Below are 25444 nucleotides of genomic sequence, written 5' to 3'. Positions count from 1 at the left end.
GCCCGTGCGGCGCCGCTGGCGCATCGTCGTTCGTTTCTTCTTGACCGAGGAGATTCGCCATGAAGCAAGTGCTGTGGGCCTTATCCACGCTGTTCGTGGCGATGCAAGCGGCGCGCGCGCAAAGCGGTGTCGCGGTGTACGGCGTCATCGATGCCGGCCTGGTGGCCGACCGCGATTCGGGAGAATCGAGCACCAGGGTCGAGAGCGGGCAGCAGGCCGACAGCCGGCTGGGCGTGCGTGGCAGCGAAGACCTCGGTGGCGGCATCAGCGCCATCTTCAACGTTGCCTCGTTCATCAGTGCGGACACCGGACAGCTGGTTTTCGCCAACCGGATCTTCGGTTTTCAGTCCTGGGTCGGGCTCGCCGGCCGCTATGGAACGTTGCGGGTGGGGCGCATGTTTACGCCATATTTCGCCGCGATCGACAACAACGATCCATTCGATGCCTGCGGCCCCGGCGAAGCGACGCGGATCTTCGCGGACTCTGGCGTGCGGATGGACAACACCGTCAAATATACATTGCCGGAAGGCCTGGGCGGCTTCTATGGCGAGCTCGCCTACGGCGCTGGCGAGGTGGCGGGCAACAGCGCCGGCAACCGCCAGCTCAGCATGAACGCCGGCTACGCGGCAGGCCCGGTCAACCTGCAGACGGCCTACCATGCCACCAACGATGTGTTCGGCAACAACGCTGCGCGCAACCACATGCTGGGCGGTACCTACGACTTCCGCCTGTTTAAGCTGTGGATGGCGCTGGCCCGCAGCCGCAACGATGCGACCCTCGACACACGCGATGCGCTGATCGGCGTCAGCGTGTCGTTCGGCGCCAGCGTCGTCGCCGCCGACTATGTGCACAAGCATGACCGCATGCGTGCCAATAGCGATGCGACCCAGGTCGCGCTGGGCTACTATTACTACCTGTCCAGGCGGACCAATCTCTATCTGGTGCATTCCGGACTCAGCAATGGTAGCGCCGCCAGCTACCAGGCCAGCGTGGCCGGCGGCGCCCGCAGCTTGACGTCGCTGGGCGTGCGGCATGAATTCTGAGCGCCGCACCCAGGGGGAGGGACGATGAAAACGCGTGTGTTTCTCAGGCATTGCATGGCAGGCGCCGCCCTGCTGGCGGTGATGCTGGGCCCGGCCAGGACCGATGCGGCCGGCAAGGAAATTGTCTACATTACCGCCAAGCTGGACCTGCCGTTCTGGCGCACCCTGGGCAAGGGGGCGGAGTCGGTGGCGCGCGCCAACGGCTATGCCTATCGCATGCTGGACAGCCAGCTGGACCGCGCGATCCAGCTGCGCCAGGCGGGTGAGGCGATCGCGCATGGCGCAGCCGGCATCCTGATCTCGCCGATCGACAGCCAGAGCGCGCCGGACGTGCTGGAGCTGGCGCGCAAGGCCGGCATTCCGGTGGTGATCGCCGATATCGGCACCAACGGCGGCCAGTATGTATCGTACATCAAGTCCGACAATTATCGGGGCGCCTACGACGTCGGCGCGGCGGTGGCGGCGGCGCTCAAGGAAAAGGGCTGGCAGGGCGACCCTTACGCGCTGGTGACGATTTCACTGGCGCGCAAGAACGGCCAGGACCGCACCAATGGTTTCCGCGATGCCATGAAGGATGCCGGCATCACGCGCGAAGGCGGGCTGCGCCAGATGCAAACCTATTCGGCCGAAGAGACGACCGGCTTTGTCAAGGAACTGCTGGCCGCCACGCCCGGCGTGCGCAGCATCTTCGTGGAGACCGACCAGCCGACCATGGGCGCCTTGCAGGCTGTCAGGACGGCCAGGAGGCAGAACGAGCTGCTGATCGGCTCCTTCGACGCGATGCCCGAAGTGGTCGAGCTGCTGAAGGCCGGCCCGTTGGTGGCGGTCGGCATGCAGCAGCCGTTCCTGATGGGCGAGAAGGCGGCCGAAGCGCTGGTGGCCAGCCTTCAGGGCAAGACGCCGGCCAAGCAGATCCTGGTGCCTATCCTTGTCGCGACCGCCAGGAACATAGGCCAGCTGATGCCGGTCGCAAACAAGACGGTGTTTGGCATCGATGGGAAATAGGCGCCGCCGCAGCCTGCAAGGGCGGATATCGATATGCGCTATCCACACCTGAGAATAGGCCAGCGGCTGGCGCTCGGCTACGGCTTCGTCATTCTGCTGCTGATCGCGATGACACTGGTCGGCGTCGCCAGGTTGGGCGCGCTGAGCCGGACCACGGACGAAGCGCTGCTGGAGAAATATCCGAATACGCTGATGGTCAATGAAGTCATCGGCGAGCTGGGCGCGATCGCCCGCGCCATGCGCAACACGCTGATCATGACCGAGCCGGAGCAGGTCAAGGCCCAGCTGGACGACATCGTCAGCGCCAAGCGCAAGATGGCGGGGCTGCTGGATCAACTCAACCGGCGCGTGCAGGACCCGCGCGGCAGGGAAATCCTGCAGCAGATCGACATCATCCGCTCGGCCTACATCGTCAACCAGGAGGAATTCATCTCCCTGCTGGCCGAGGGCCGCCGCGGCGAGGCCAAGAACCTGCTGCTGGTCGACCTGAATCCGTACCAGAGCGACTATTTCCGCGTGCTGGGCCAGCTGCTGCAAAACGAGAGCGCGATGATGGAGCAGGCCAGCAGCGCCATCCGTGATTCCTACCACCGCGCGCGGACGGTGATGCTGGGCCTGACGGCGTTCGCGGCGCTGCTCAGCGTGAGTATCACCTGCTACATCACACGCACTCTGCTGCGCCAGCTCGGCGGCGAACCGGACTACGCGACCGCGATCGCGCGCCAGATCGCCGCCGGCCGGCTGGAGCTGGAGATTACGATCGCCCCGCGCGACCGCGGCAGTCTGCTGTTCGCGATGAAGGTGATGCGCGACCGGCTCGAGGAACGCAGCCACGCGCTGCAGGACGCCAACGCCGAACTGGAGCAATCGATCGTCTCGCTGCAGCAGACCCAGGAAGACCTGGTGCGCAGCGAAAAGCTGGCCGCGCTCGGCGCGCTGGTGGCTGGCGTGGCCCATGAGCTCAACACGCCGATCGGCAACGGCGTGCTGGCGGCCAGTTCGCTGCTCGACCATGCCCGCAGTTTCGAGGAGGCCAGCGCCCAGGGTTTGCGCAAGTCCGCGCTCGATGCGCATCTGGCCGAGGTCAAGCATGCCGGTGAAATCCTGCTGCGCAACCTGACCAGGGCCGACGACCTGGTGGCCAGCTTCAAACAGGTGGCGGTCGACCGCGAAAGTTCCCAGGGGCGACGCTTCGTGCTGGACGAGGTGATCGCCGAAATCATGCTGACGCTGTGGCCGACGCTGAAGAAAAGCGGGGTGGCGATCACGCATGACATCGCGCCGGGCATCGTGATGCACAGCTATCCCGGTCCCTTGGGACAGGTTGTCACCAACCTGGTCAACAACGCCGTGATCCACGGCTTCGACGGCGTCGAAGGCGGCGCCATTGCCGTCAACGCCCGCGCGCTGGATGCGGACTGGATAGAACTGGAGGTGCGCGACAACGGCCAGGGCATCGCCCCCGACCGGCTGGGCCGCATCTACGACCCGTTCTACACCACCAAACTGGGCAAGGGTGGTTCCGGCCTGGGCCTCAATATCGTCTACAACACGGTGCACGGCGTGCTGGGTGGGCGGATCGCCGCGCACAGCGAGCCGGGCAAGGGCACTTGCTTCACGGTGACACTGCCGGTGAGCACCTTCCGCGCCGGCGTGCTACCACGCCCATGATGCCCAGGCCGGCCAGCAGCATGGCGTAGGTGTCGGCCTCGGGCACGGCCGACTGCACCGCGATGTTTTCATGCATCGCCAGGTTCAGCGTGTAGACGCCGGCCGCCAGTGCGTTGGTGCTGGCGCTGAAGCAGCCCGCGCCGCCGACGGTGCAGCTGGTCGGTGCGAAGGTCAACGGGCCGCCGTTGCCGTTCAACGCGGTCAGCGAAGTATTGAGGGTATAGGGGTCCGCCGTCTCGGTGCCGCCCTGGATGTCGCCGGCGATGCCGTCCGGCGCCCAGTTGAAGACGATCTTGCCGGAATTGTCGATCAAGTTGAAGTTCAGGCCGATCGATCCCTGCGCTTGCGAAGGTGCGATCGCCTTGTCGGTCAGGTAGACCTGGATATAAGGCAGGGCGTCGAAGTGGAAGCTCAGCTTGTCGCCGGCGCCGGCGACGACGGTGGTGGTCAGCAGCGTGGCCGACGAGTTGCCGGCGACCGCGTTGAGCGTGCCGGCGCCAACCAGATTGCCTTCGGTGAAGCTGCGCGCACGGGTGTAGGGCGCGCCGCTCAATTGCAACTGGTCGATGGAGGCGTCGGCCACCGCGTACGACGTGCCGGACGCCGCGTTGCTGTCATAGCTGTTGTTGACGTAGCCGGCCCAGCCCAGTTTGGCCGGCGCGCTGTCGGTCACGCCGGCACCGCCCTTCGATGTGCAATTGCCGTTGGGCAAACACGCGCTGGCGAAGGAGCTATTGACGGACAGGCCGGCGGTGGCGCCGTGGCTGGAGGTGACGACCAGGTTGGTGATTTCGTTGGCCGCGCGGGCAAAAGTGTCGGCGTGCGCGGCGGTGCTGGCGAGGCCGGCGGCTGCGGCCGCCATGGCGATGACTGCTTTTTTCATTAACGTCCCCTTACGATTTTTGGCGTGGGGCATGCCGTGGGATATCCGCGGGCACGCGTGGAGAAGTGATGCTAAGACGCCAAGAAATGTGCTCTTTGATTGATGTCAAATGTGTCGGTGATCGCAATAAATGTGACAATCTGATGAGATGGACGGCCTGGGGGCGTCGCCGTAGAACGGCGATTCGCCCTGCCATGCCCAGCTAGTGGTAAAATGCCCGGTTAATCAAATCCATGCATTAAGGGCCTTATCCGTGCTAAGTACAGCTCAGCACACGATACGGCGTAGAGGCTTTACCTAAAGGCTTTCTGCTTGCATTTATGATATTCGTTGAATATTTTACGAAAATCATTTCGCACTTACTTTCTGCCATCCCTGTCCTCGCAGGTCGTCGTATCTCTCCGTCATGCTCGCTGATTTATGCCCAAGAATTGCCTGCGCGAAATCCTTCCCGTATTGCTCACGATAAAGCCGTTCAGCCAAACTCCGTATTTCGTGGAACGTTGGCGCACTCCGACCCTCTTCAGGAACAATGCCAGCGGCGACGCGCGCCGCGGTGAACGCGTTCGACAGGCTGTTGCTGTTGATGCGATCGCCGGGCTTAGCCTTTGCTACGTGACGCGTGTGGTGCACGAGGTATCGGCTCAGGATATTGTCCCGACAGTCCTTGACCGCATCGTCGAGCGAGATGCCCAACGCGTCTATCCGAATCGACAGGTCAAGCGCCAGCCGCACCCGACCTTGGCCCTTTCCCTGGATCACGTGCAGGAAGCCATCCCGCTTGTCGGCGGTTTTCATTTCAGCGATATCATCGCGGCGCTGGCCAGAGAGTAGGGCGAGGTTCATCGCGCGCCGCAGCCAGATAGGCCCGAGGTCTCGTATCAGGAGGAACTGCTCCAGGCTTAGCCGCTCGCGCTTCACCACTCGGCTCGGCGTGTATGTGGCGGTGACCGGGTTCCTGCCTTGCTCGATCAGCCCTTGCGTCTCCGCCATCCGAAACACGTCACTCAGGCGCGCGCGCAGGTTCATCGCGGTGGCAGCGCCAACACTCTGCTCGATCTCGATCAGGTATGGCGCCAGATGCGCGGTTGTCACCTCGGATATCCGCATCCAGGCGAAAGGCGCCTCAGTGATCCGCTTCAGGTACATGGTACAGCTGCGCAGGGTATTGTCGGCCGGCGGCAGCTTCGACTGCGACAGCCATAAATCCTTATACAGTGGCAGCCATTCGACCAGTTTATAGTCGGTCTTCCCCAGCACCCAGTCAACGAGCGAGGATGGCTTCTTTGCCGCCAGTGCCGCATTTGCTGACCTGGCTTCAGCGAACGCGCGTGACTTTTCCTTTCCGAGCCCTTTCACCTTGCGGCTTTCTGGATTCATGAAATAGAAATATCCGGCCGTGTTCTGATAGAGATTCGGGGGAAACCCCCGATTCTTGGCCAGTCTGGTACGCCCCATTTAGTCTGCCTTGTAGACGGCCGCCGGCTTCACGCGCCAGATGCGGCCAATTTTCTCCGGCTGCGGATGGATCCGCCCTTCGTGAACCCAGCGCAGCAGCGTATTGTTGTGCGGCACCTTCGAGAAGGTCGTAGCAGCCCATTCCTGCAGAGTGATGAAGCGCGGCTTGATTCCGGTGCGTGCCTGGGCGACTGGCTGACGCTCCAGTTCAAGCATCAATTCGGCAAGCCGCCGCTGTTCTTCTTTGCTGTACATCATGGTGGCGTCTCCCGCACCGGCACCTGGCCAGGCGCATCGCTCGCTGCGAGAAGATCCCGGCGCGCTTTCCAGATCGCAGCTGATGCTGCGCGGTCGAGTGGCACTGCACCGCGCGCTATGGCGTCAGCGCGGCGGCTGGCGACGAGGTCGTAGTGCGGCGCCGCGCGCTTATCCTGAAACCAAGATCGGCGCATGCCTATCGCGGCGGCCATGGCGTGGAGATCGAACAGGTCGACCTGATCCGTGAACATGTGGCAGCTATCTACCTTCCGTCCGCGCAGTACCCAGCCCCATGGCTCCAGGTTGTCAACGTAGATAGCCATTACGCACCACCTTTCAGTTCAACCCGCTTGCCGCAGTGATGGCAAAAGCTGACCCGGTTTTCTTTTGGGTCGCCATCAATGAAAGACCACAGTTCACCGCAGGAGCTTGCCCAGGTGCTTTCAATATTGGCGTCTGGCGACCATGCGCAGATGACTTGCTTCGCTTCAAGCAAATCGGCGACCTCCCGTTCCATCTGACGCGCCAAGGGCGTGATGTACTGGTGCACTTCCTGGAAGTACGTGGTCGACGTCAAGCTCGGGAACCGCATCGAGACTGCCTCGATGCACGCGTCGACGCGCGGCGTGCCGGCGCTCATGCTGCACCCCCCCCAGTCTTGCCCTGCGAGCTTTTTAGCGCATCCAGCGCCTCGCCCGCGATCACCTGCGCCGGCGTGTCGCCGCTCACGTTCAATGCGATTCGGCGCAAGGCCTGCACCAACTCCGAATCTCCCTGAGCGGCATCGGCTCCTGGCGCTGGCTGTGCTGGCGATGGGTACAACGCAATGCGTTTTTCAAAGGCAAATTGAGTGACCGACTGGAATTGAATCATCATCGCTCTCAGCGCCATGATCGTTCCGAAAGTGATTTCCCCTCTGTCGTTCTCCCGTGCGCCCACATGCTCAGCCCACTGTGTCACAGTCCAGTTGATCCGCTCGGTCAACTTCTGCTCAAGCGCTGTTGGCTCGGCGTCTTCCGCCGCCACCTGTGCTGCTGACACAGCAGCAAGTAGTTCAAGTGATGCTTGCGTGATTGCCGCGTAAGCATCTTCGCCTTCAGGATCGCGCTGGTGCAGCATCATGCAGAAATTGGCGATGTCTACAGGATCACCCTTCATCACATGTTGGCAAAGCATAGCCGCCAAGTTTTCGATGCTGCATTGCTCCGGGTCATCCCATCCACTGCGGCCCTTTGCGCGGCTGGATAACATCTTCTCGCTCATAGCCTTAGCAAACTGCTCGATATGGTAGTCGTCACCGGACTTCGATCCATCTGACCGATGCCCTATAGCTGGCGCGCTCGGTGCTGAGGCTGGCTGCTGGCGGCTGGATAAATCGCCCATCGTGTAACGGCGCAGTTCAGCCAGCACCTTGGGTGCGTCTCTCTTCCTGTCGATGGACGAGCAAGCAGCGCCAATTAGACCGCGAGGCACGATTATCGGGTCTTCTATAGCGATCAGCGCCGCTTTCGCCTGTTCCTTGATACCAGCGAGATTCCGCGCAAACTGATGCAGCCATGCTGCGTTGACAGTGATCTGCCCGTCATCATGAACTTTCCCGCCCTTGGGGAAGGCGTCCTCGATAGTGTCGAAGGACGGTGCAGCTTGCGCATGCTGCTGTGGGGCGGCTGCGCGATCAGCCACTTCCAAATTGCGCCCGGCAGTGATGCCGTTTGCGTAAGCTTGCTGAACTGCCGTCGCCACTACTTGTGCGGTGTGTGCTTTTGCATCATGCAGGATAACTACGACTATCTCTGGAGATAAATCGCCTGCGTAGTACGTTTTATCGAGCGCTGACATATCCACCGTCACCACTGCCGCAGCAGGTACTGCTGGCACACCAACCGGCTTCGGCCACGCGAACTCGACGTGATCGCGGTTGTGCATCAGCCAATTCCATTCGTCGCGCGTGAACCAGGCAACTGCGCCCATGTCCGACACACAGATACGCGCCGCCGGATCGTCCGTCATCATGACGTAGCCCGTCTTCGCATAGCCATCGCGCTGCATGATGTCGTCGGTCTTGCGCTCGCACATCGGGCTGGTCGTCGCCACAGTGGCAGCGCGGCGCACCGCATGCACTTCCATCGCCTGGCTGCGTACGGTAGCGATCAGCTCCAGCACAGCGGCAGGGTTGGCGGCGGCGATGTAGTTGGCGTCCTTGCTGCTTGGCGCATGGTCCTCGTCGGAGATCGGGTCCTTCGCGCCGTCGGCGTGGATCGACAGGCCGCGCGCGTACAGGTCGTCGTCGGTGATCTGCCGGGTGTACCAGGGGCCTGGCGTCGCAGCTTTTGCGTGCACTTCCAAATTTTCAATATCCAGCATCTCAATTCTCCAAAACAGTTATGTCGCATGGGCGAACCGGCCCGGCGATGCCTTCCAGGTAGACGATCATTTCCTCGTCACCCTTGTGCCAGCAGAAGCCGGCGATGAAGTACTTCAGGCCGCGGTACAAGACAGGCCGGCATTTCTGCTTGGCGCGGTGGATGCGCATGTCGTGCTGCTCGACCAGGTCGCGCGGCGTCTCGACCGGCACCTGGTCGCGGGCGCTCATGCCGCAGCCCAGATGCCGGCCACCATGCCGACAATGAACATCACGATCAGGGCGAGGGCGATGCGGGCCGCGTCAGGGCTGCGCTCGGCGTTCGGTACTTCGTCGTTGTCGGTCATGGTGTCACCCGACGAAATTCCACGCACCAGACCCATGGGTTGTCCGCCCAACTACCCTCGCCGTTGATCTGCTCCCACAGCTGGCGGTAGGCGTTCACCGCCATCGACTCGCTCGGCGGGAACGTCAGCTTCATACCGATGGCGACCGGTGTCAGGCCAATTCCCTCGGCCACTGCATCGATGTCGCTGATGTCATTCAGCCGCTCCGCGCGCACGCTGATGATCTCCAGCAGGATGCGGCTGGCCCAGCGGGGCATGTGAATGCTTGGCGTCACCTTTGCGCTTGCACTAAGCAGCGCTGCGGCGCGCGAACATCCTTCCACACTGTAGCTGGCGCCGGGTGCGCGGGTGCGCTCAACCCAGTATTGGCCGGTTTCCGGTGTGACTGGCACGTCATGTCGGAACAGGCCACGCTGGTCACCACTGCCGGCGAGCATTGAGCGAATACCGCTTTCACGCACCCATAGGCGATCGCCAGGCTGGCCGTATGGGAACTTACGCCCCTGAATCTCATCCGACGCGCCGAAAATCTCCGAGCCCGGCGCTTCATACCCGCCGTTTTTGATGACGGTAGGATTGTAGAGCCCGACGGTAGGGTTCCAGTATGGCCCAGGGTCTGGCTTGACGATTCGCCGCGTCTGCGTCTTGCTGCCGTCGAGCAGTGCGCGGACCATCGGCGAGGAGAACAAAATTGGCCGCTCTTTCATGCCGCCACCTCGATCAGTTCCATCCGGATGCTGACCTCGTTATCGAAGTCTATCCGGTCGGCGCTCACCAGCTTGATGCCGTCCGATCCGTCCAGCAGCGGCCAACCTTCAACACCTTGCACGGCGAACTCGTGCACCGCGCCAAGGCCGCTGGAGATTTCTTCCGCCAGCGCCCGGCGGCAAAGCATGTTGAGCACAGCGACCACAACATCGTCGTCTGCTTCCGCCAGCCGGTCGTCGGCGCCGCTCCAAAACTCGTTAATCAGCGTGCACAGGGCGATCATCTCGTCGCTCTCAGGCGCGCGCACGTCGACGACGACATCGCTACAGGTATCGTCGAAGGTAAGGGTGTATCGGGCCCAGGTAATCATGCTGCCACCCCGGCCACGTTCGCCACCACGTAGACGCCCTGCGTGCTGCCGACCACGTCGGCGGCTTCCATGGCCTGCAGCAGGCTGGAGGCCCGGTTGTAGGTAATCCGCAGCACGCGCTGCACCAGCGATATCGACGCGCGGTCCTGCTCTCGCACCAGCGCCACGGCGGCCGGGTACAGTGGGTCGGTGGCACTGCCATCGCCATCCGGGATACCACCCAGCCGCATCACTGCGCGCTGCGGCTGCACCGGCTCGTCGCCGGCCGCCGGCCGCGTCACCGGAGGCTCGCCCTCAGCCACGCCGCCCAGCGCCTCGACCAGGTCCGCCAGCAGCTTGGCCAGCTCGCCGCTGACCAGCGCGAAGTCGCCATCGAAGCGCTCAGCGTCGTCCTTGGCGTAGTTTTTCTCCGTCAGCACATCCAACAGCTTCACCGACTTGACGGCCAGGCTCTGGTCCAGCACGAAGCTGATCTTGCTATCCCATGTCATGGCCAGGCGGATGCACTGCTTCCCGGCGGCGATGTGGCGGCGCAACTCGTCCGCCTCGAGCGTGTGGCGCTTCCACTGCACCTGGGCCTTGCTCTCGCCGGTCGCCTGCAGGGTGGCGTCCATGTCGACCGTGAAGCCGGCTGGCGCATCGTCCGCCTGCAGCCACTCGGTCATCACGCCCACCGGTGAGCGCTGCACGCGCAAGCTCTCGACCGGGAACTTGTCGACGGCCTTGAGCAGCAACCTGATGACCTGGTCCGCCTTCGCCGGGCTGGCCGCGCCCACCACCAGCCATCCGTTGACCGGGTCGATCCAGACCCAAGTGCTGTCGCGCTTGGGGAATGCGCGCGGCAGCAGTTCGTCGGCGACGCGCTCGCGCAACTCCTTCATCGCCTTCTTGCCGGGCGCGAAGCCTTGCGCTTCTTCCATCTCGGCGGCGCGCGCCTTCGTCACCTGGTTGATGACGGCCGCCGGAAGCACCTTGGACTCGGTCGTGAGCTTCAGCAGGAACTGGCCGTTGATGACGTGGACCAGCTCGCCGGCCGGGCGCGGCGGCTCCCAGCCCTCGCGCAGCAGTTCGTTGCTGCCGGCCGGCGCGAAGGCCTGCTGCGCCAGCATGCGGTTGAGGGACTCGGCCGAAGTCAGGAAGCCGGGCAGGCGGTACATCTGAAGATTCTTAAACATGGTCAGCCTTTTGTTGGGTTGGGGAAGGGCGGCGATAGGTTTTGGTTAGGCCGCCGTTGACGCTGTGGCCGCGCCGGAGTACTGCGCGCGCCAGCGCCGCCCGGTCGCTGCGGCTGCTGAGCGACTGTCCGAGCAGGCCGAAGTAGCTGTTGGCGGATGCGAACACCTCGTCGGCGTCGATGCGAAGCACGCGGTTGACGGCCTGGCGGACGGTGCGGCGCCGGGTGCGCGTGTTCCATGGCTTGATGACGTGGCCGACGAAGTCGATCCCGCGCGCGACCGGCTGCAAGATGGTCTTGGTCGGGTTCAGGTTCGCGTGCAGCACGCCGGGCAGGAAGGTGTTGATGTCCGTCAGCGCGGCGTTCAGCCACTGCGGCGACTCGTGCAGCAGCACGAAGTCATCCACGTAGCGGATGTAGTGCTGGGCGCGCACGCGGTGCTTCACGTGCTGGTCCAGCGCATCGAGGTAGACGTTCGCGAAGAACTGTGATGACAAATTCCCGATGGGAAGTCCGCGGTGGGCCGGGTGGTTGGCCAGCCGCTTGTGCGCCGGAACCAGCGCCAGCAACTCCGGCGCGCCGCGCAGTTCGAAGTTCTCACGAGGGTCATGGAACAGAATGGTTTCGGCCAAGGCCAGCCACCAGGGCTCCGTGATCCGCGCCGCCAGCTGGCCGTGCAGCACTGCCTTGTCGATGGCGACGAAGAAGTTGGCGAGGTCGCATTTCAGATACCAGACTGGCTTCGACCAGTTCTGGCTGATGCTGCGCACTTTCGCCTCCAGGCGGCCGGCGGCGTACAGCGTGCCACGGCCCGGGATGCATGCGCAGGTATCTGGAATGAATGAGGCGTAGAAGCGCGGCGCCACGTGGTTGTACAGCACATGGTGCACGATACGGTCGGGGAAGTCAGCAGCCCAGACCTCGCGCGGCTTGGGGCGGGTGACGATAAAGCAGACCGAGGTGCCGGGCTTGTACGAGCCGTCGATCAGTTCGTCGTACAGCTGGATCAGGTTGCGCTCAAGGTCCTGCTCGAACACGAGAGCGCTGGGGGTATTGCGCTTGTGGCGCCGGCAGTCGAAGTACGCGACTACCAGCTCCTCAAAAGAGAAGTCTGCATCGGGTTGATCTGCGGACGGCGCGCGCGGCGCCGGCATACGACTTGTGGTTGTTGTTCTGGTTGCCATTGTCGAAGTTCTGGTTCCAAGCGTTAGTCGGGTAGTCGGCGTGCTGCGTCAATTCGTACTATCTACGTCGCCCCGGAGAAGGCTCTCGGCCGATCAGCGGGGTAACTGCGCCAGGCCTTCCCGAACACCGTCGGGCGGTTCCTGTGATGCGCGTGGCGGTGGCCTCGTGAGCCAGCGGTACGACCAGATTAAAATTGCACAGACCTGAATGCCGTAGCGGTCAGGTAGCGGGCAACGATGCGGGCTTCTTCCCACGCCATCCATTGGCCTGCCGGCCGATGCTGCTGGTGATCGCGATTGCCGCGGCATACTGCGCAAGCGAGATCAGCTTCAGGTCCGTCGCCAGCCTGAACAGCAACTCCGTTACCTGGACGTGCTCGATGAGCTTGTTCAGGTAGGGCACCTTGTCGATCGCCACGTTTGCGCGATAGACGAGGGTGGAGAGCTCCAGGCATTCGGCGTTGATCTTCTGGCCGACCGTCGTTTTGAAATCTCGGCGCATGTTCTTGATGAGATTCATCGCCAGGAGCATCAGCTCGTAGGTCGCCTTGTAGATCGGCAGGTCTTTGTGGAGGGCCATGGGTTCCTTAAATTACTAAATTACTGAATTGGCAATCTGCGGACGGCGCGCGCGGCGCCGGCATACGACTTGCGGAGGTAGTTCTGGTAGCCATCGTAGAAGTACTGGAGCCAAGCGTTAGTCGGGTAGTCGGCGTGCTGCTCGCAGGACCAGTAGTAACGTGGCTTGAAGTGCGACTTCAGGTTGGCGATCAGCAGGCTCTGCTGACGACGAGTGGGCAGTACGCCGCCGTTCTTCTCGGCCCACGCCATCGACTTGTCCCAGTCCGCATCCAGCAACTCGCCCGGCAGCAGGAAGACATGCTCATCTGGTGCGCCGTTCTCGCCCAGCAGCAGACCGGAGTAGGTCTCGCCCGGTTTCAGGTTCTCTACCAGAAACTGGCGCTTGCTCGCCGCCATCAGCGATTCGATTTCTGCGGTATTCGATTGCATTGCTTCTCCTTGGTGATTTAGCCGCGTGGCGGCGATTCGTGAAATTCGACGCCCATCTGGCCGCCAAACGCGTGAATCTGTTCCATGTACTGGGCGAAGCCCTTGACCGTCAGGTCGGTCGAACTGCCGATCAGCACCGGCTGGCCGCCCGGGTCGAAGTCCCACTTGCGGTACTTCTCGTCCTTGCACAGCTCCGGGTCATATTCATCCGGCAGGAACTGCTGCTTGAAGTACTCGTGCCAGATTTCGGCGCTGTACTGGCGCTCGTCGCTCCAGCACTGCTCGGCGATGTCCTTTAGCGGCCCAGCCCACATACGGGCATTCTGGTCAAGCTTCCGCGCCTTCACTTCCTCGCGCACCAGCAACTCCAGCGGGCGCTCAGCATCCAGCGGCACGTTGCGGAGCAGGGCGATTGCGCGATCAACCTGCTCCTGGCCGCGCAGCAGCAACTTGCGCTGCTCGAACTTCTGGCGGGTCAAGGCGGTACTCCCGCTGTGCTGTGCGCGGTCATGCTGGCACCGCCTCGGCCGCCGGCTGCTTGGCCGCGTCGTACTTCTCGATGCCCCAGGCTAGTGCGTAGCAGCACCAGACGATGCTGTGCGTGTACTCGGTCATGTCGTTCTCGAACAGATCGGTGAACGTCCAGCCATACGGGCGCTTCGGGTTGCTGCGCGGATCGTGGCAGAAGTCGTAGGCAGCGTATTGAGCGCGGTCGCCGCCGTCCTCCAGCATGCGTAATACCTCATCGTCCACCGCTTCCCAAAGTTCACGGCGCCCAGCCTTGTCGAGTGCGCCGCTTTCCTTCGCGCTGCGCATCCAGCCGATGCGGTAATCATTGATGACGCGCTTGAACTTGGCCTCATCGAACTGCTTGACCTTGCCTCCACCCCGATTGCCATCGACAGCGATCAGCTTCTCGGTCCAGTAGCCCAGGTTGATGCTCAGCGATCCATCAGCGCGGCGCGGCTTGCGGAAGAACTCGAACATGTCCGCCGTGCGCTCGAACACGTAGGTACCCATGTCGCCTGTGTAGCAGAGGTGGCCGGGCCAGGTGATCAGGTCGAAGTACTGGTTGCTCGTGCCCGGCTCCTTGAAGCGGACGTGGCGGCCCACACCGTCGTCGCGGATCACGATCATTTCGTGCTTGGCGACGTCGCCCAGGAACTGCTCTTCGGTGCAGGCGGCGCTCACGGTGCCACCGGCGCCAAGTCGGCCACGTCGATCACGATGCCACGGCAGTACGGCGTGCCGTCCTCGATGATCTCGAAGGTGGCATGCGGCACGTCGGTATGGTAGGTCCAGCTGTAGCCCGGCTCGGCCGCCCACATCGCCTCGACCTTGCGGGTCGCCGGCTCGCGCGCGAAGTAGTCCTTGAGCTCTGCGTCCTCCTCGATGTTCTCGCGCTCCGGCAGCACGCCCTTGGCGTCGATCAGCGCGGTGCCGCCGCCGTAGCAATCGAACTCGCTGTTGGTCGCTCCTCGGAACTCCATCAGGTCGTCGCTGGCGCCGAAGATCACCAGCAGGCCGGCCGCTTTGGCCTGGCCCTGCTCGTCCTTCGTCAGGCCGAACGGATATTCGCGGCCGGACAGCGATGCAGCGAGCTGGTCGCGGTACGGGCGGTGTGTGGGCGCGGCGGCTACCGGCGCCGCCAGCGCCGCCGCATCCAACTTCACGAACGGGAACAGATCCGGAAACTTCTTGATGCGCTGGATGAAGAACGAGCCCGCCGATTCGGCAGCCTGGAACTCGGCGAACATCGCGGCGTCGACGTTCTGGTAGTGGTAGGTGTCCACCACGCCGGTTTTCTTCGGGTGGAACTGGATGGCCAGCAGGTTCAGTTCTGGCGAGTGGCCGTAGGCCGCAAACTGCGAACTGTTGACCGGCTGCATGGTGATGGATGGGGTGGCGCTCATGGTGATCTCCTGGTGGTGGGCGGATTAGGCGGCGTACTTGACGCGGACAGTGTCGACGTGGCGTTGGATGGCAGCGCAGATGCGCGGGAAGTCGGCGTCGTGATACAACTTGGCGGCCCTGTCGGTGTCCGCTGGCGCGAAGCCGAGCGACAGCAGGCCGTCGGCGCTGATTGCCAGCGGAGCGATGCGCTCGTTGATCTGGCCGAGGCGCAGCGTGGGCGGCGTGTACTCGGCATCGACCACGTCATCAGCCGGGGCTACATCAGCGAACAGGCCGGCGGACACTAAATCAGTGGCGAGGTCAGCCAGGCGGCCATGATCGGCCAGCGCTGCGGCCTGGCCATCGGCAACCACGTTCGCCGCTGCCGCGCTGGCGGCGCTCGCGTTCGCCGCGGCAATCGCTGCTTCGCGGGTGGCGGCCTGCTGCTGGCCGGCGGCGCGCTCGTTGGCTTGGCGCTCGGCGGTGATGGTGGCCTGCTGCGCTTCCATCTGGCGTTTCGTCTCGGCAGCGACGCGGGCCTGCTCAGTGGCTTCGCGCTCGGCTTGGGCTGCGGCCTGCTGGGTGGCCAGTTCGGCGCGCTGGCGGTCGATCTCAGCTTGCGCCAGACGATTGGCCTCGGCCTGGGCGTCAGCCTCAGCCTTCAGCTTTGCGGCTGCGGCCTCACGTTCCCGCAGTGCTGCGGCTTCCTGTTCGGCGGCCAGCGCGGCCAGACGGTCAGCTTCGGATTTCTGCTCGGCGGCGACGCGGTCGGCCTCCACTTGTGTCAGGCGGGCACGTTCGGCGGCGGCTTCGCGCAACTGGGCCAACTCGGCGCGCTCGGCCGCGATGCGGGCCGCTTCTTCTTCGCTACCCAGCGCGGCGGCGCGGGCGGCAGCCAACTTGGTCATCACCTCGGTGCGCGCCGTCAGCGCTGCATCCAACATGGTGCCGAACGACTCGCCCGGCACGTCGGTTTCTAATTCGGCGATCATGGCGGCTATGTCGGCAGAGGACTTGCCGACGGCTTCCAGCGGCAGCTCGCGGATGGCGACGATGCGCAGGCGGATGCGCTCCTGGCGCTCGACTTCGGCCTTCTTCAGGTCATCCTTGCGCTTCTCCTCGGCCTTGATGGCGGCGTCGAACTTGGCTTCGTACGGCAAGACTGCGGTTTTCAGCTCGGCGTATGAGGTGTCCAGGAGCTTGCCGATTTCCAGAATCGGGGCCTTGCGGACTACACGGGCCTTCTCGCCAGCTACCCGCACATCGTCGCGGAAGGCGGCGCGGTACTTGACCGCGATCTCCATGCCGGCCGTGGTGCTGGCGTCCGGCGTGATCGTGTCGGCCTCGGCCTTCAGGATGGCGAACTTTTCGTTGAAGGGCTTGAAGACCTCGGCGACGTACTTGGCCGGGTCCAGGGTGATCAGCTGGCTGGTCGCCGGTACGACGCCGGATTGGGTTGCGACGGCGCCGACTGCTTCGTTTTCTGCGGGATGGTTGTTCATGCTGCTTCCTTCATTCGTAAGAGCGTTTCGTTGTAGGTAACCAATTTTTCAAACTCGGCCAGTTCTTCGACCATCTGGTCGATGTACTCGTCGTCGCGCTGGAAGGTGCGCAGCCAGAGGTGCTTGTCGATGATTTCCAGGGCGGGGCAGTACAGGCAGAAGTCCCACCACCGGCGCCCGGTGATCCACATGCAGCCCTGCACCTGGTCCATGAACTCGCTGGCGTCGTTCTCGATGTATATCCGCTGCAGCCGCTCCGGTGAGATCAGGCACTTATATTCGCTGCCACCGTCGCGCCCGACCAGCCCGTCGGCGCTGGCGCCGAACAGTCGATCCTCGGTGATGACGAATCCGGCGCGCTCCACCATGTGACCACTGGCAATCTCGTGTTCCCGGCGCGCCGCTGGCTCCAGTTCGTGGCCGCGCCGCATGGCGTAGGTTTCGAAGCTCTCATCCAGGGGCATGCCACTGATCCGCTCGATGGCCAGGCGGAATGCGTAGGCCTTGGCTGCTTCCGAGAAATCGCCGACCGGCAGCCCCTCGATGGCGCGCTGAATACACTCGGCCTTCGGTGTTGCGCGGTAGCCGGCAATCTCACGTGCGTAGCCCTCGCTCATGCCTTGCCGGATCGCCGTGACGTACGCCTGCTGCTTTTCGTCCAGGCCGCCGGTACGCGAGCGGGCCACCACGAACATGCTGGCGGTGATCACGCCGGCGCGGGCCTGGTGCCATTCAGCTGAACCCTGGTCGCAGTTCAGGACGATCATTGGGCGGCTCCGGCGGCCTCGGCGCGCGCCTTCAGGGTTGGGTAGTGCTCAGCCAGGCCATCCTGCGTGGCCGGCGACAGGCGGCCCCATGCATCATTGAACAGGTCCAGCCCTTCGTCGGCCAGCGCGCTGAAGTCCGCCAAGATCGCTTGCATGTCCTCCGACAGTGGACGGGCGGCGCCGGCGGTTGGCTCGGCGTCGAAGGTGCGCGCTTGGTCGGCGGCGTTGGCGTCAGCCTTCCATCCGTCGTGGAATGCGGCCAGGGCCTTGCGGTTCGGCGTGCCGGCCTCGGTCCAGAATTTCTGGTATGCGGCGACGCCCTTGGAGGCGGCCATCTTTGCCTGCTTGATCAATTCATCTGATGCTTCTGGCGCTGGCGCGGCGCTGGCGATTTGTTTGGCTGCCGGCGTGATATCGCGGATTTCCCGGTTGACTTCTTCCAACTCGTCAGGGGTGTAGACGCCCAGAATCACGTCCGGCGCATACAGGCGACTCCAGCGCTTGACCGCCAGATATCCCAGTTGCTGCTTCGGGTCGGTCGCCCACAACGGAGAGTTGCGCACGCTGGCCTGCACCAGCAGCAACTCCAGGTAGCGTGGCTCGGTCTCGCCGCGCAGGGTTGCCCACACGCGCACGCCGCAGCCGTCCTCGGCGCGCATGTCGTAGTCGGGCACACGGTACTGGTAGGCTTTTTTATAATCCTTGTCGCCGTATTTACCCTTGGCTGGCGCGTCCATGACCTTGGTTTTGCCGATGATCTTTTCCCATGGGCCATACCACTCGTAATTGAAGCGATCGAGTGTGACGCCGCTGGCTTGAATCGCAGCATTCACCAGCTGCGCCTCGTAGCCCAGCGTGCCGTTGACCAGGTGGGTTTTCTGCGCCACGGCGTATGGATTCATGCGCCATTGCATTGCCTGCATGACGATGGCGGCGCAGTCGGCTGGACTGCCTTTCAAGTGGTCTGGTATGGTCGTGCGCGCCTTGGCCATGTGGTCGCCCAGACGCATAATGCTGTCCATGCTGGCGCCGTCGAGGATCAGCGACGCGCTGCTGGTGGCGACCATCGGCATATCGGCTGCCGGCGGCGCCAACTGCATGGCGGACTGCGATTCTTTGGTGACTGCATTCATCGTATTCTCCGTTGGAACTTCGTTATTTCTGCATCGAGCAGGGCAAGTCGTAAAGCGTGTTGCGGGCGGTGGCCGGCACGCAGGTTGCGCAGCGTGGCGCCGGCCAGTTGGGCGATGGCTGCTGTCAAGGCGGCACCTGCGCGTCGCGGCAGGCGCTCTCGGCGTCCGCGTGGGCCATGTAGGCGTAGCTGGCGCCGACGAACAGCAGCATCGCGGCGACGGTCAACCAATCACGTAGCCGCATGGTCACCTCCTTGATCGGCCTGCTGGTGTTGCCCTGCGCGGTCGCGGCGCGCCTGCATCACCTTCCCCAGTTCGATATCACGCTGGACGCGGCCGACACCCAGGCCCTCCAGCGCGATCTCCATCAGGCGCAGTTGGCGCGTCACGCGGTGGTTTGGTTCGCGGCAGAGACGGATGATCTTGTACAGAGCTTTTTGGGCATTGGTGGTCATGGCATCTCCACTGGTGGGATTGCAAGGTCGACCAGCCACTGGGCCAGCAGGACCAGCAGGCAGACGGAGCCCAGCATCAGGCGAGGGTGGCGGCTGGTCCAGCAGCCTGGCGCGCCGAAGAGGAGGCGGGCGATCACGGCGCAACTCCTTCACGGCTGACCAGCTTCGGCGCCGGCGCGTTGCGGTTCGTGCGCTCGATCTCGCGCAGGGCGTAGGTGCTGCCCGTGGCGATGCGGTCGCTGGCGTCCAGGTTGCCGCCGGTGATTGCGCCCAGCAGGCCGCTGTCCTGGTACTCGTAGTCCATCGCGGCGAAGACGGCAAGGCGCGAGTCGCGGCCGGCGGTCATGTGGTTGGCGGCGGTGTTCATGCGGCGCTTTCCACTTCGCGAGGCGCATGCACGATTGGGAATGTGCGGCCGACGCTCGGGCGGGCCAGTTCCGGGTTGTTGCGCATCCAATCCTGTACAAACCACAGTTGACCGCAACCGCCGCCGATGTCGTCCTGGCCGGCCGGATCAAAGCAGCGGGTCGAGTAGCCGTAGGCGCCGAGCTTGCCCATGAAGTCGGTGGCCAGTTGGCGCTGGCGCACGTTCGCCGCCGCAACCGATTCATCGCGCTCACAGACCACGGAGATGGTCGCCTGCCAGACATCCGGATCGAACATCGCATAGATGCGGTCGGCGTCGGCCTGAACCGTGTTGCCTTCGTGCGCGCGGTAGTTGAAGAATGGCTGGCGCCCAGTAGCTACGAACCAGGCTTCGCCGGCCGCCGCGATCTGATGCAGGTTCAGCTTTGCCTTGAACGGCACCAGTGCGTCACGCGCAGCATCGGTGCTTTCGTGCACGGAGAACTGGAGGCCAACAGCAGGCACCTCGACCGACAGTGCATTCACGCGCTCATAGTCCACGGCCGGCGCCGAGGTGCTGATCAACAGCGAGAAGCGCGGGTACAACGCATGCAGCTGGCGGATGGCGTCGGCCAGGTGACCGAAGTTCAGCAGCGGCTCACCCATCGACATGAACATGATCTGGCATTTCTCAACCTTGGCTGGGTCGATGTCGCGGTCGGCGAACAGGTGCTGAACCTGGCCAACGATCTCGTCGGCGGTCAGACTGCGCACGAACGCATCGCCAGCGCCACAGAAACGGCAGCCGACAGGACAGCCGCTTTGCGTCGAGCAGCAGATGACGGTGCGTGCCTCGTAGGTCGGGTATTTGTACAGCACGGCTTCGGCGACGGCATTGCCGAAATCGAACACGTACTTGCTGACGTTCTGGTCGGTGGAATCGATGCGCTTCACTGCCATGATGATCTCCTGTTGACTTCGTTGTTGGGGAGCGCGTAGGCCGCTCGCTGCCTGTGGTGTCCGGGCTACTTTCACTTTTACAGACTTGCCCGCTCAGCTTCACGGGGATTTCCGGGTCCGGGATCAGCTGGCCAGATTCAGTCATGCGGAAACCAACAGGGGAGGCGGCTAGCATGTGCGGTGCCGTATGTACGGCGCTGGCTCTGCGCTTTTGCTCGACCAGCTACAACCGGCCGCCTCCACTCTTGGCCCTGCGCTCACCTGGCGCAGCTCAGGGACCATGCTGATGTCTCAGGGCGCTTTTCGGGACGCCATTCCTGTACCGGCTTGCCTACGGCGCCGGCCGACCGCTGTTTCTCGTTACGCGCCGCCGCGCATCCACTCGACGGCGATCATCTGCCGGCGGTTGCGCGCCCGGCACTGCTCCGGATCAGCGCTGGCCGCGCGCTGCGCTGCCACGACCTGGGCCTCGGCCTCCTCGTCAGCCTGGCGCCGGGCCACCGCCAGCACTGCGTCACGGAAGGCGAGGCCGGTCAATTCCGCCGACGAGGTGAATGCTGCAATCAGCAGGGCGGCCAGTTGGCCGTTGTTCGCCAACTCCTCCAGCAGCCCGTTGGACAGGTCGCGGGTTGCGTCCTTGTCGCCGGCGATGACCGCGGCGCGGCGGCGCTGGAAGATGCTGGTGGACAGCTGCACCACGTAGCCGGCACAAACTTCCGCGCGCTCTTGAGCGTCCTGTTTCATAGCTTGCTAACTGCGTTGTTGGGCAGAAGCTTCCAGCCAAGTTGGCTGCGGATTTCGGCCAACTCTGGCGGCGGCAGGCGCGACAGCGTGCGCTGCTGAAGCCACAGGCGGGTCTGTTGCTTGCTCGGGTGTGTGGTATGCGTCATGACTGGCTCCGGATCAGTTTTAAATTACTGAATTACTGAATTGGCAATCTGCGGACGGCGCGCGCGGCGCCGGCATACGACTTGTGGTCGTTGCCCTGGCCGCCATTGTCGAAGACCTGGCCCCAAGCGCCAGCCGGGTAGTCGGCGTGCTGCGTGCTCGACCAGTACCACTCGTCGTCATCGAAGGCATCAGCGCCGCCGGCGCGGAAATTCTCGACCGTGGTCTGCATCGGTGATTCATCGGTGTAGGCGGTGCCCACTGGCAGGCTGCCCGGGTTCACGCCATCGATGCCATCGGCGTAGTTCTCGCGGTCGGTCGGTTTCAGGTGGCGGTATTGCAGCTCCTGCTGGTCGCGCGCCGGGATTGACCAGTCGCTGAAGCCGTTAGTCGTCAGCGCCAGGACGGCCAGCGCCAGTTCGCTGCCGGCGGCGGCCATGGCTTGGGTGTTCGACAGGCCGTCGGTGCGGCTCATGGCGCCAGCAACCAGGTCCAGCGACTCGTTCCATTTGCCGCGCAGCTCACCGGTAGCGCCGGCCGTGACGTTCGCGAACATCTGCCCGTTCTCGATCGTGATGCCGGTGAAGTAGCCGCCTTCGAGCGGTGCGCCGATGGCGGGGAGGGCGGAAGCTGCGAAGACTGGTGCTGCGGCGAGTGCTTGGTTCATGAACGGCTCCTGTGGGTTATGGGGTGCTTCAGTGGCAAAGCCCGCTCGTGGCGGGCAGGGATCAGTCTTGCGGCGGGGTTCGCTCGGCGGTCCAGACGGAGTGGACGATGAGCGCGATGCCGGCAGCGGCGATCAAGGCAAGGGCGTAACCCATGGCGATCAGCCCAACGAAGCCGGAACGGCCACGGTCGAGAAGTCGAAGGCTGGTGCTGGACCGGCTACTGCTGCGAGTGCTGCGAGTTCTGCTGGGTTCATCGTGTTCTCCGTCGTGGTTGGTGTGTCGATGGAAAACAGTTTAGCAAACACTAAATCAGAACGTCAAGCAAATACTAAACTTTGTGATAAAATAATTTCGTCGTGTGAATTTTGCGACCGCCCACCGGGAAGATCAGAAACCGGCGGTGCTTTTTTCTCGCGCGTTTGCGTGGGTAGAGTTGACTTGTAGTGCTGTGTGGTAATAGTTTGCTGTGGTTGTATAAAAAACATAAAACCAAGCAGGGGATAAAAACACAGTTCATTGCGAAGCAATGGACGCCGCGCGGCGAGCGCATGTGTGATTGATTAGATAAATGATGAGTCGTCGTGTAAGCAACCAACTTCAAGCTTTAGCTACTACGCGGGCGAATACCATAAAACAGAGTTTGCGTGGAAAAAGATACGACGTTTTGTAGACGATTTTTGAAGTGAAAGGCCGCTTGGCGGTCGCCCATCCTGGGCAAAAAAAATGCCTCGACTGGCGAGGCTGGAAGGAGTTGATATGCACCAACTACATCAGGAAGATCGTCCTGGCGATGTGATGATCACGAGAACGTGTATTCCTTCCAAGGAATCCGGGACGCATCGATTGACGCAAGGAAATTTACCAGATCCGTCCGGCCCTGGTATTGAAACCGGCCACGCCCATCTTGCGACGCCAGAACAACTGAAAGCCCTGGAAAAAGTGGTTGCGCGTCTGCCCGAGTCCTATCTGAGTCCGAGCTAGTATTCATCGCAGAGGGTTTGACGATGACAATCGCAAAGGTCACCCCTTGCTCTTTGATAACCGCACCTTGAAATTTCATGTTTTTCTTTCGTAGTTTTGGAATGCGCCCGCCGCCGGGAAGCAATCGGGCGCGTTTCATTGTAGCGAAATTGACAAGCTAAAATATCACCAATAGTCATTGGCTCCGCCGTAGCCGCACCGACTGCAGACGTAAAAAAAGCCAGCGCTGTGCGAGCCTGAGAAGGGGTTGTAAACCGTGGGGAAGAAGAGTAAATTCCGTCAGTGATGGCGGGCCGGCGCTAACCGACCCGCTTCCCACTAGGAAAGAATTCGATCAACGAGCACGTGCAAAATTGCTGCAAGCGCCCAGAGATTGATTTCCACCTTTACTGCTTTGATCGTCAGTTTAAACATGGCAGAAGCCCTGTTTGCGCTGGCGGTACCGCCAACTGGTTGAGGGTTGGCTTATTTTTTAAAGTGCGGTTGCTTGCACTTCGCCTTGGCGCGCTGCAGCGTGCTTCGGCACCATGCTAGCGAAGTGATCCGCCCGCATGGCTCAGCTCAGTGGGTTCGATTATCCGGAATCCACCGGGCTCTACCACCACGTCACCTTCCGCACCTTGCTGGATGCGGACATGGCTTGCGACCATGCTCTTTCGGCCCGCGCATCGGATGGCGCGCGGGCTATTCTTTACCCCAACTCAGCGTCGTCGCCCGCCAGACCGCCGCGCGTGCCGCCCTTGGCCAGCAGCTCGCCATCGACAAGGCCGCCCTTCGTGCCACTGGTGGCTAGCAGTTCATCGTCGACCAAGCCGCCAGTCCTTTTCGTGCCTCCGTTATCCGCCAGTTTTTTACCGTCAGGCTTGGCGACCGCGGGCGATTTCTTTGCTGGGACGTGGGATTTTTTGATCATAGGCCACTCCTGCTAGTTGGATTCAAGGGGGAGTTTGTGCATTGCTCAGCTGCTGAACCCGCCAGCCAAGCGCTTGTGTAGCTGGCCGTGGCGCACCGGATGGTGCGCGGGCTATTTCTTATTTGGGACAATTTTCACGGATAAAGTCTACGGATTCTCTGAACCCCTTCAGGTCGATGTCCTCGCCCAGCATGCCGCCAATAATTGTTCCAATTTGAACTCGAAGTCTTTTCCCGTCATACAGCTGGTCAAAGTAAGGCTCCAGGATTAACGAGCCCAAATCGCTTTCACTTTCGGTAGCCCTCTGCTGCCCTTGAGCAGGTTCATCATTGATCCGAACAGTGTAGTATTTCACTCCACCTCGGCCTCTCATCGAAATGAAGAAATATCGCAACCCTCCCTGAATGTTCCAATCGCCCTTATACAACGCGACACACGACTTCTTGTCCGTCATTGCGTTGATGCTTTGGTCTACTGTCCAGAATCCGGAACGAAAGGCGGTCTTGGCTGTTGGAGTTGCCGCTTTGTTACTGGTAGAAGGCTTTTCTGTTGCAGCGCCGGTGTCATAACAAGCCAAGCGAGCCTTGTCAGCTTTAATGGATGCACAGTCTGCGCCAAAAGCGAGCACTGGCAGTGCGACGGTCGCCGTCAGAGTTAAGCGGAGAATGGGATTCATCGAGTTCCTTGAGGCGGCAGATGCGTGCCGGGTCGCCCTGCAATTATAGGAAAATTGACAACTGGAAATCTATCGAATTGTCACGATCGATTTACCATGTCCAGCACGGACTCATCGCGGCCTGCGGTGATCTCGGCGCACCTGGTGCGCAGCTTGTGTAGGACGGCCGGACCGATGCCTTTGAACGCGAGCAACTGCTCGTCGCTGGCTTGGTCGATTCGCGCGGGCGTGTCGAGAGCCACATCCCACATCGCCAAAGCCGCATGATGGGGCAGGGTGGGCACGGTCGCCAAGAAGGTAGGGAAATAATGTTCGCATATTTCATCGACATAGTGTCCACTCAGTCCGCTGTATTTTGCCCATTCCGGCCGAGTGACTTCCGCACGCAATAAGCGGAGTCGCTCCCTTGCTGGAAGTCTCAACTCCACTACTTTGCGTAGAGCGATGAGAAATTGGGGATAGATCAGATCATAGCCATTTCTAATTGCCATCTCGAACGTCTGCCACCCAATGCCAGGATCATCCATATCTATGCCGATTTCACGCAGCGTCTTGAGCTTAGTCGACCAGTGGCCTTGATGTGAATTATCTGCAAATTGCGGCGGGCAATAATTCAGGTCGTAGTGGCGGTACCCATGCCATTGCAGTACCGCTAGCGGGGTATCGAAGTGCAATGCGGCACGGAACTCAACGCCATTGCATATTTCTGAATTGAGCCGTATTCCCTCAGCGCCGCCAGGCGAAATCTTGCTCCAGCATCTCCAAACCTTCACTCAACCCTCCGCGCAG

The 25444-nt window shown here is 62.4% G+C and carries 33 protein-coding genes and 1 pseudogene; 5 read left to right on the top strand and 29 right to left on the bottom strand.

The window, feature by feature from the left end; genetic code table 11:
• The first annotated feature begins 59 nt into the window (after positions 1–59).
• From KVP70_RS13620 to KVP70_RS13610, 3 genes are read left to right on the top strand one after another with little or no spacing between them, the layout of a single operon-like run.
• On the top strand, positions 60–1043 hold the full coding sequence (locus KVP70_RS13620) for a porin (RefSeq protein ID WP_217942765.1): 984 nt from the start codon (positions 60–62) through the stop codon (positions 1041–1043).
• Positions 1044–1097: 54 nt separating this feature from the next.
• Entirely contained in the window at positions 1098–2048 is a 951-nt protein-coding gene (locus KVP70_RS13615) for a substrate-binding domain-containing protein (RefSeq protein ID WP_217942764.1), read from the top strand.
• A 33-nt stretch (positions 2049–2081) separates the two neighbouring features.
• Positions 2082–3719, top strand: a complete 1638-nt coding sequence (locus KVP70_RS13610) for an ATP-binding protein (RefSeq protein ID WP_217942763.1) — start codon at positions 2082–2084, stop codon at positions 3717–3719.
• On the opposite strand, the gene KVP70_RS34260 is transcribed toward KVP70_RS13610, so the two are convergent.
• The 26 genes and pseudogenes from KVP70_RS34260 to KVP70_RS13485 form a co-directional block, all read right to left on the bottom strand.
• Complete coding sequence (locus KVP70_RS34260) at positions 3664–4602, bottom strand: EDSAP-1 family PEP-CTERM protein (RefSeq protein ID WP_229224797.1); 939 nt, start codon at positions 4600–4602, stop codon at positions 3664–3666. The two genes, KVP70_RS13610 and KVP70_RS34260, sit on opposite strands and share 56 nt — an antisense overlap.
• A 348-nt stretch (positions 4603–4950) precedes the next feature.
• Entirely contained in the window at positions 4951–6060 is a 1110-nt protein-coding gene (locus tag KVP70_RS13600; protein ID WP_217942762.1) for a tyrosine-type recombinase/integrase, read from the bottom strand.
• Entirely contained in the window at positions 6061–6318 is a 258-nt protein-coding gene (locus KVP70_RS13595; RefSeq protein WP_229224796.1) for an excisionase, read from the bottom strand. It lies immediately after the preceding gene.
• Positions 6315–6641 carry a DUF4031 domain-containing protein gene (locus KVP70_RS13590; protein ID WP_217942761.1) on the bottom strand — a complete coding sequence of 109 codons (327 nt, stop codon included), beginning with the start codon at positions 6639–6641 and terminating at the stop codon, positions 6315–6317. Before KVP70_RS13590 ends, KVP70_RS13595 begins: the two co-directional genes overlap by 4 nt.
• Positions 6641–6958: a hypothetical protein gene (locus KVP70_RS13585; protein WP_217942760.1), complete on the bottom strand. Its 318-nt coding sequence runs from the start codon at positions 6956–6958 to the stop codon at positions 6641–6643. The genes KVP70_RS13590 and KVP70_RS13585 overlap by 1 nt, the downstream gene beginning before the upstream one ends.
• The gene (locus KVP70_RS13580) at positions 6955–8682 is read right to left on the bottom strand and encodes a hypothetical protein (protein WP_217942759.1); all 1728 of its coding nucleotides are present in this window, start codon (positions 8680–8682) and stop codon (positions 6955–6957) included. The genes KVP70_RS13585 and KVP70_RS13580 overlap by 4 nt, the downstream gene beginning before the upstream one ends.
• Position 8683: 1 nt before the next feature.
• Positions 8684–8911 (bottom strand): hypothetical protein, encoded by a 228-nt coding sequence (locus tag KVP70_RS13575; protein ID WP_217942758.1) that lies wholly within the window; start codon positions 8909–8911, stop codon positions 8684–8686.
• Positions 8912–9023: 112 nt separating this feature from the next.
• Complete coding sequence (locus KVP70_RS13570; protein ID WP_217942757.1) at positions 9024–9734, bottom strand: ASCH domain-containing protein; 711 nt, start codon at positions 9732–9734, stop codon at positions 9024–9026.
• Entirely contained in the window at positions 9731–10105 is a 375-nt protein-coding gene (locus KVP70_RS13565; protein WP_217942756.1) for a DUF2528 family protein, read from the bottom strand. Before KVP70_RS13565 ends, KVP70_RS13570 begins: the two co-directional genes overlap by 4 nt.
• Positions 10102–10335: a DNA translocase FtsK gene (locus tag KVP70_RS34255; RefSeq protein WP_229224822.1), complete on the bottom strand. Its 234-nt coding sequence runs from the start codon at positions 10333–10335 to the stop codon at positions 10102–10104. The genes KVP70_RS13565 and KVP70_RS34255 overlap by 4 nt, the downstream gene beginning before the upstream one ends.
• A gap of 63 nt (positions 10336–10398) precedes the next feature.
• Positions 10399–11280 (bottom strand): annotated as a pseudogene (locus tag KVP70_RS13560) (recombination-associated protein RdgC); the annotation flags it as partial.
• Positions 11273–12433 (bottom strand): RNA-directed DNA polymerase, encoded by a 1161-nt coding sequence (locus KVP70_RS13555; protein WP_229224795.1) that lies wholly within the window; start codon positions 12431–12433, stop codon positions 11273–11275. The pseudogene KVP70_RS13560 and the gene KVP70_RS13555, both read right to left, overlap by 8 nt.
• Positions 12434–12683: 250 nt before the next feature.
• On the bottom strand, positions 12684–13043 hold the full coding sequence (locus KVP70_RS13550; RefSeq protein WP_217942753.1) for a four helix bundle protein: 360 nt from the start codon (positions 13041–13043) through the stop codon (positions 12684–12686).
• Positions 13044–13063: 20 nt separating this feature from the next.
• Positions 13064–13474 (bottom strand): Lcl C-terminal domain-containing protein, encoded by a 411-nt coding sequence (locus KVP70_RS13545; RefSeq protein WP_217942752.1) that lies wholly within the window; start codon positions 13472–13474, stop codon positions 13064–13066.
• A gap of 17 nt (positions 13475–13491) precedes the next feature.
• Positions 13492–13953, bottom strand: coding sequence for a recombination protein NinB (locus KVP70_RS13540; protein WP_217942751.1), 462 nt, complete (start codon positions 13951–13953; stop codon positions 13492–13494).
• Positions 13954–13981: 28 nt separating this feature from the next.
• Positions 13982–14665, bottom strand: a complete 684-nt coding sequence (locus KVP70_RS13535) for a hypothetical protein (protein ID WP_217942750.1) — start codon at positions 14663–14665, stop codon at positions 13982–13984.
• Positions 14662–15387: a KTSC domain-containing protein gene (locus KVP70_RS13530; protein ID WP_217942749.1), complete on the bottom strand. Its 726-nt coding sequence runs from the start codon at positions 15385–15387 to the stop codon at positions 14662–14664. The genes KVP70_RS13535 and KVP70_RS13530 overlap by 4 nt, the downstream gene beginning before the upstream one ends.
• A gap of 24 nt (positions 15388–15411) precedes the next feature.
• Positions 15412–16869, bottom strand: coding sequence for a hypothetical protein (locus KVP70_RS13525; RefSeq protein ID WP_217942748.1), 1458 nt, complete (start codon positions 16867–16869; stop codon positions 15412–15414).
• Positions 16866–17636: a lambda exonuclease family protein gene (locus tag KVP70_RS13520; protein ID WP_217942747.1), complete on the bottom strand. Its 771-nt coding sequence runs from the start codon at positions 17634–17636 to the stop codon at positions 16866–16868. The genes KVP70_RS13525 and KVP70_RS13520 overlap by 4 nt, the downstream gene beginning before the upstream one ends.
• Positions 17633–18769: a RecT family recombinase gene (locus tag KVP70_RS34870; RefSeq protein ID WP_304515517.1), complete on the bottom strand. Its 1137-nt coding sequence runs from the start codon at positions 18767–18769 to the stop codon at positions 17633–17635. The genes KVP70_RS13520 and KVP70_RS34870 overlap by 4 nt, the downstream gene beginning before the upstream one ends.
• A 230-nt stretch (positions 18770–18999) precedes the next feature.
• Positions 19000–19224: a hypothetical protein gene (locus tag KVP70_RS13510; protein ID WP_217942746.1), complete on the bottom strand. Its 225-nt coding sequence runs from the start codon at positions 19222–19224 to the stop codon at positions 19000–19002.
• Positions 19225–19357: 133 nt separating this feature from the next.
• Positions 19358–19591, bottom strand: a complete 234-nt coding sequence (locus KVP70_RS13505) for a hypothetical protein (RefSeq protein ID WP_217942745.1) — start codon at positions 19589–19591, stop codon at positions 19358–19360.
• Positions 19588–20529, bottom strand: a complete 942-nt coding sequence (locus tag KVP70_RS13500) for a radical SAM protein (protein ID WP_217942744.1) — start codon at positions 20527–20529, stop codon at positions 19588–19590. The genes KVP70_RS13505 and KVP70_RS13500 overlap by 4 nt, the downstream gene beginning before the upstream one ends.
• A gap of 360 nt (positions 20530–20889) precedes the next feature.
• Positions 20890–21273 (bottom strand): hypothetical protein, encoded by a 384-nt coding sequence (locus KVP70_RS13495; RefSeq protein WP_217942743.1) that lies wholly within the window; start codon positions 21271–21273, stop codon positions 20890–20892.
• Positions 21270–21419, bottom strand: a complete 150-nt coding sequence (locus tag KVP70_RS13490) for a hypothetical protein (RefSeq protein WP_217942742.1) — start codon at positions 21417–21419, stop codon at positions 21270–21272. Before KVP70_RS13490 ends, KVP70_RS13495 begins: the two co-directional genes overlap by 4 nt.
• A 32-nt stretch (positions 21420–21451) precedes the next feature.
• The gene (locus KVP70_RS13485) at positions 21452–22084 is read right to left on the bottom strand and encodes an Lcl C-terminal domain-containing protein (RefSeq protein WP_217942741.1); all 633 of its coding nucleotides are present in this window, start codon (positions 22082–22084) and stop codon (positions 21452–21454) included.
• Between the two features lie 100 nt (positions 22085–22184).
• Between KVP70_RS13485 and KVP70_RS13480 the strand changes: the two genes are divergently transcribed.
• Together KVP70_RS13480 and KVP70_RS13475 are read left to right on the top strand one after the other, a co-directional pair.
• The gene (locus KVP70_RS13480; RefSeq protein ID WP_217942740.1) at positions 22185–22529 is read left to right on the top strand and encodes a hypothetical protein; all 345 of its coding nucleotides are present in this window, start codon (positions 22185–22187) and stop codon (positions 22527–22529) included.
• A gap of 312 nt (positions 22530–22841) precedes the next feature.
• The gene (locus KVP70_RS13475; RefSeq protein ID WP_217942739.1) at positions 22842–23066 is read left to right on the top strand and encodes a hypothetical protein; all 225 of its coding nucleotides are present in this window, start codon (positions 22842–22844) and stop codon (positions 23064–23066) included.
• A 691-nt stretch (positions 23067–23757) separates the two neighbouring features.
• Here the strand turns inward: KVP70_RS13475 and KVP70_RS13470 are convergent.
• From KVP70_RS13470 to KVP70_RS13460, 3 genes are all read right to left on the bottom strand, one after another.
• Entirely contained in the window at positions 23758–23979 is a 222-nt protein-coding gene (locus KVP70_RS13470; RefSeq protein WP_217942738.1) for a hypothetical protein, read from the bottom strand.
• Positions 23980–24097: 118 nt separating this feature from the next.
• Positions 24098–24655, bottom strand: coding sequence for a hypothetical protein (locus tag KVP70_RS13465; RefSeq protein WP_217942737.1), 558 nt, complete (start codon positions 24653–24655; stop codon positions 24098–24100).
• A gap of 80 nt (positions 24656–24735) precedes the next feature.
• A complete protein-coding gene (locus KVP70_RS13460; RefSeq protein ID WP_217942736.1) occupies positions 24736–25428 on the bottom strand; it encodes a hypothetical protein in 693 nt (230 codons plus the stop codon).
• Between the last annotated feature and the right edge of the window lie 16 nt (positions 25429–25444).

Source organism: Duganella violaceipulchra, assembly GCF_019166075.1.
GTDB lineage: Bacteria > Pseudomonadota > Gammaproteobacteria > Burkholderiales > Burkholderiaceae_D > Rugamonas > Rugamonas violaceipulchra.
The sequence above is the reverse complement of the archived record's forward strand: the minus strand, read 5'-3'. Positions and strand labels throughout refer to the sequence as shown.

What these genes read in the sequence shown, in the direction of transcription:
- KVP70_RS13620 (WP_217942765.1), top strand. Translation starts at nt 60, where the DNA reads ATGAAGCAAGTGCTGTGGGCCTTATCCACGCTGTTCGTGGCGATGCAA.
- KVP70_RS13615 (WP_217942764.1), top strand. Translation starts at nt 1,098, where the DNA reads ATGGCAGGCGCCGCCCTGCTGGCGGTGATGCTGGGCCCGGCCAGGACC.
- KVP70_RS13610 (WP_217942763.1), top strand. Translation starts at nt 2,082, where the DNA reads ATGCGCTATCCACACCTGAGAATAGGCCAGCGGCTGGCGCTCGGCTAC.
- KVP70_RS34260 (WP_229224797.1), bottom strand. Translation starts at nt 4,602, where the DNA reads ATGAAAAAAGCAGTCATCGCCATGGCGGCCGCAGCCGCCGGCCTCGCC.
- KVP70_RS13600 (WP_217942762.1), bottom strand. Translation starts at nt 6,060, where the DNA reads ATGGGGCGTACCAGACTGGCCAAGAATCGGGGGTTTCCCCCGAATCTC.
- KVP70_RS13595 (WP_229224796.1), bottom strand. Translation starts at nt 6,318, where the DNA reads ATGATGTACAGCAAAGAAGAACAGCGGCGGCTTGCCGAATTGATGCTT.
- KVP70_RS13590 (WP_217942761.1), bottom strand. Translation starts at nt 6,641, where the DNA reads ATGGCTATCTACGTTGACAACCTGGAGCCATGGGGCTGGGTACTGCGC.
- KVP70_RS13585 (WP_217942760.1), bottom strand. Translation starts at nt 6,958, where the DNA reads ATGAGCGCCGGCACGCCGCGCGTCGACGCGTGCATCGAGGCAGTCTCG.
- KVP70_RS13580 (WP_217942759.1), bottom strand. Translation starts at nt 8,682, where the DNA reads ATGCTGGATATTGAAAATTTGGAAGTGCACGCAAAAGCTGCGACGCCA.
- KVP70_RS13575 (WP_217942758.1), bottom strand. Translation starts at nt 8,911, where the DNA reads ATGAGCGCCCGCGACCAGGTGCCGGTCGAGACGCCGCGCGACCTGGTC.
- KVP70_RS13570 (WP_217942757.1), bottom strand. Translation starts at nt 9,734, where the DNA reads ATGAAAGAGCGGCCAATTTTGTTCTCCTCGCCGATGGTCCGCGCACTG.
- KVP70_RS13565 (WP_217942756.1), bottom strand. Translation starts at nt 10,105, where the DNA reads ATGATTACCTGGGCCCGATACACCCTTACCTTCGACGATACCTGTAGC.
- KVP70_RS34255 (WP_229224822.1), bottom strand. Translation starts at nt 10,335, where the DNA reads ATGCGGCTGGGTGGTATCCCGGATGGCGATGGCAGTGCCACCGACCCA.
- KVP70_RS13555 (WP_229224795.1), bottom strand. Translation starts at nt 12,433, where the DNA reads ATGCCGGCGCCGCGCGCGCCGTCCGCAGATCAACCCGATGCAGACTTC.
- KVP70_RS13550 (WP_217942753.1), bottom strand. Translation starts at nt 13,043, where the DNA reads ATGGCCCTCCACAAAGACCTGCCGATCTACAAGGCGACCTACGAGCTG.
- KVP70_RS13545 (WP_217942752.1), bottom strand. Translation starts at nt 13,474, where the DNA reads ATGCAATCGAATACCGCAGAAATCGAATCGCTGATGGCGGCGAGCAAG.
- KVP70_RS13530 (WP_217942749.1), bottom strand. Translation starts at nt 15,387, where the DNA reads ATGAGCGCCACCCCATCCATCACCATGCAGCCGGTCAACAGTTCGCAG.
- KVP70_RS13525 (WP_217942748.1), bottom strand. Translation starts at nt 16,869, where the DNA reads ATGAACAACCATCCCGCAGAAAACGAAGCAGTCGGCGCCGTCGCAACC.
- KVP70_RS13520 (WP_217942747.1), bottom strand. Translation starts at nt 17,636, where the DNA reads ATGATCGTCCTGAACTGCGACCAGGGTTCAGCTGAATGGCACCAGGCC.
- KVP70_RS34870 (WP_304515517.1), bottom strand. Translation starts at nt 18,769, where the DNA reads ATGAATGCAGTCACCAAAGAATCGCAGTCCGCCATGCAGTTGGCGCCG.
- KVP70_RS13510 (WP_217942746.1), bottom strand. Translation starts at nt 19,224, where the DNA reads ATGACCACCAATGCCCAAAAAGCTCTGTACAAGATCATCCGTCTCTGC.
- KVP70_RS13505 (WP_217942745.1), bottom strand. Translation starts at nt 19,591, where the DNA reads ATGAACACCGCCGCCAACCACATGACCGCCGGCCGCGACTCGCGCCTT.
- KVP70_RS13500 (WP_217942744.1), bottom strand. Translation starts at nt 20,529, where the DNA reads ATGGCAGTGAAGCGCATCGATTCCACCGACCAGAACGTCAGCAAGTAC.
- KVP70_RS13495 (WP_217942743.1), bottom strand. Translation starts at nt 21,273, where the DNA reads ATGAAACAGGACGCTCAAGAGCGCGCGGAAGTTTGTGCCGGCTACGTG.
- KVP70_RS13490 (WP_217942742.1), bottom strand. Translation starts at nt 21,419, where the DNA reads ATGACGCATACCACACACCCGAGCAAGCAACAGACCCGCCTGTGGCTT.
- KVP70_RS13485 (WP_217942741.1), bottom strand. Translation starts at nt 22,084, where the DNA reads ATGAACCAAGCACTCGCCGCAGCACCAGTCTTCGCAGCTTCCGCCCTC.
- KVP70_RS13475 (WP_217942739.1), top strand. Translation starts at nt 22,842, where the DNA reads ATGCACCAACTACATCAGGAAGATCGTCCTGGCGATGTGATGATCACG.
- KVP70_RS13470 (WP_217942738.1), bottom strand. Translation starts at nt 23,979, where the DNA reads ATGATCAAAAAATCCCACGTCCCAGCAAAGAAATCGCCCGCGGTCGCC.
- KVP70_RS13465 (WP_217942737.1), bottom strand. Translation starts at nt 24,655, where the DNA reads ATGAATCCCATTCTCCGCTTAACTCTGACGGCGACCGTCGCACTGCCA.